The sequence below is a fragment of the Streptomyces sp. SID3212 genome (genome assembly GCF_009865405.1).
Taxonomy (GTDB): Bacteria; Actinomycetota; Actinomycetes; order Streptomycetales; family Streptomycetaceae; genus Streptomyces.
Window position 1 is genome coordinate 1 of the sequence record NZ_WWJY01000953.1, and the last position, 2,287, is coordinate 2,287.

At 70.5% G+C, this 2,287-nt stretch carries 3 protein-coding genes; 1 reads left to right on the forward strand and 2 read right to left on the reverse strand.

Going from position 1 to position 2,287, the window contains the following annotated elements:
• On the reverse strand, positions 1 to 258 hold a 258-nt coding region (locus GT042_RS28475), incomplete at its 3' end, for a DUF5685 family protein (protein WP_237531297.1).
• Between the two features lie 238 nt (positions 259 to 496).
• On the opposite strand from GT042_RS28475, the gene GT042_RS28480 reads away from it, so the two are divergent.
• The gene (locus GT042_RS28480) at positions 497 to 928 is read left to right on the forward strand and encodes a cell division protein SepF (protein ID WP_161311580.1); all 432 of its coding nucleotides are present in this window, start codon (positions 497 to 499) and stop codon (positions 926 to 928) included.
• A 47-nt stretch (positions 929 to 975) separates the two neighbouring features.
• Here the strand turns inward: GT042_RS28480 and GT042_RS28485 are convergent, their stop codons facing one another.
• Positions 976 to 2,163, reverse strand: a complete 1,188-nt coding sequence (locus tag GT042_RS28485; RefSeq protein ID WP_161311581.1) for an acyl-CoA dehydrogenase family protein — start codon at positions 2,161 to 2,163, stop codon at positions 976 to 978.
• Between the last annotated feature and the right edge of the window lie 124 nt (positions 2,164 to 2,287).

Genomic DNA, 2,287 nt, shown 5'->3' on the forward strand with positions numbered 1-2,287 from the left:
CAGCGGGCAGGGGCCCGCGGTGCGGCGCCGGCCGGGGGCGGGTCCTGACTGAGCCTCCGTCAGGACCGAGACGATCAGGCCGTCGTAGTTGGTGACGACCCGGGACAGCTGCCCGTGGTCGGAGCGAAGTGCCAGGCACATTCCGCAGAGATGGGCCGTCCACTCGGCCTTGAGGCCGTCGGTGAGGCGGTGCCCGCATGGTCTGACGATTCCGAACACGACGGTCCCCCCGGAGTCGTTCGTCTGTGCGGTGGGCATCGTATCGACTCCCCCGTTCACCCGTACGACCCCCGCGTCACCCATCTGGCCTGAACGTCATATTTTGTACCGCGTCAGGGCCCGTACGCAGGAGGAACCTTGACGAACCGCCACATCTTCTGCACCAGTACCGTCACGAATGCCCTGTGCGGCAGCTATCCCCTTGGCGCGGAATCCGCATCATGGTCGACCATAGGGAGTGCGGAACCACTAGTGACCGCGGTGAGAGGAGGCGTCCATGGGATCGGTGCGCAAGGCGAGTGCTTGGCTGGGCCTCGTCGAGGACAACGACGAGCGTTACTACGACGACGAGTACGCCGAGGGTGCGGAGAACGACGACACCTGGCAGACCGACCCCCGGGCGCGGGTCGCTTCCCAGGCCGTCCCCGAGGACCGCAGGATCGCCACGGTCTCCCCGGACGGCTTCCGGGACGCCCGGCACATCGGGGAGCTCTTCCGGGCCGGCACCCCGGTCATCATGAACCTCACCGCCATGGAGCCCTCCGACGCCAAGCGGGTCGTGGACTTCGCCGCGGGGCTGACCTTCGGGCTGCGCGGCTCCATCGAGCGCGTGGCCACCCGGGTCTTCCTGCTGACCCCCGCCGACACCGAGATCGTCAGCGGTGACCCCGCGGGCCGCGCGCAGGACGGCTTCTTCAACCAGAGCTGAGCGGGGCGCGCACCGGTCCGTCCGGTTTCATCCGGGAATCGCCCGGATCACCGGAAGGCGTCGAGACCGGTGAGCGCCTTGCCCAGGACCAACTGGTGCATCTCGACCGTGCCCTCGTACGTGAGGACCGACTCCAGGTTCGTCGCGTGCCGCATGACCGGATAGGCGAGCGAGATCCCGTTGGCGCCGAGGATCGTGCGCGCGGTACGGCAGATCCCGATCGCCTCCCGCACGTTGTTCAGCTTCCCGAAGCTGACCTGTTCCGGGCGGAGCCGGCCGGCGTCCATCCGCCGCCCCAGATGGTGGGCGAGCAGGATGCCCTTGTGGAGTTCGAGGGCCATGTCGGCGAGCTTGGCCTGGGTGAGCTGGAACCCGCCGATCGGCCGGCCGAACTGCTCCCGCGTCCGCGCGTACTCCAGCGCCGACTCGAAGCTGGCCCGCGCGGCCCCCATCGCGCCCCAGACGATTCCGTACCGCGCGTGGTTGAGACAGCTGAGCGGTCCGCGCAGTCCCGAGACCTCCGGGAGGACGGCGTCGGCCGGCAGCCTCACCCCGTCGAGGACCAGTTCGGCTGTGACGGAGGCACGCAGGGACCACTTTTGGGTGATTTCCGGGGCGGAGAATCCGGGGGTGCCGGCCGGTACGAGGAAACCCCGCACGCCGTCCGGCTGGTCGGTGGTCTGCGCCCAGACGACCGCGACGTCGGCCACCGAACCGTTGGTGATCCACATCTTGCGGCCGTCGAGGACCCAGTCGGTGCCGTCCCGGCGGGCGCGGGTGCGCATGCCGGCCGGGTCGGAGCCGTGGTCGGGCTCGGTGAGGCCGAAGCAGCCGATCAGTTCGCCGGCCGCCATGCCGGGGAGCCACCGCTGCTTCTGCTCCTCGGAGCCGTAGCGGTGGATCGCGTACATCGCGAGGGAGCCCTGGACGGAGACGAGGGAGCGGATGCCGGAGTCGGCGGCCTCCAGCTCCAGACAGGCGAGCCCGTACTGGACGGCGGTGGCGCCCGCGCAGCCGTATCCGGTCAGGGACATGCCGAGCGCGCCCAGCCCGCCGAGTTCCCGGGCCAGTTCACGCAGGACGGGCAGTTCGCCGTTCTCGTACCACTCGGCGATGTGCGGCAAGACCCGGTCGGCCGCCCAGGCGCGGACGGTGTCCCGGATCGCCAGGTCCTCCGGGCCGAGGAGGTCGTCGAGGCCGAGCGGATCACCGGGGTCGAAGGAAGGGACGGGCATGGGGGCTGCCTCCGGCGGCTCGCGCGGTCAAACTAGCAGTGTTAGTTACGGCTCCGCCCAGACGTTACGGCGCCGGTGCGGGTGACCGCAACGCCCCGGGGGCGGGCGGCCCGCGGCGGGGGCC

Bases quoted from the DNA above. Each gene is read 5' to 3' on its own strand.
- GT042_RS28480 (WP_161311580.1), top strand. From the start codon at position 497: ATGGGATCGGTGCGCAAGGCGAGTGCTTGGCTGGGCCTCGTCGAGGAC.
- GT042_RS28485 (WP_161311581.1), bottom strand. From the start codon at position 2,163: ATGCCCGTCCCTTCCTTCGACCCCGGTGATCCGCTCGGCCTCGACGAC.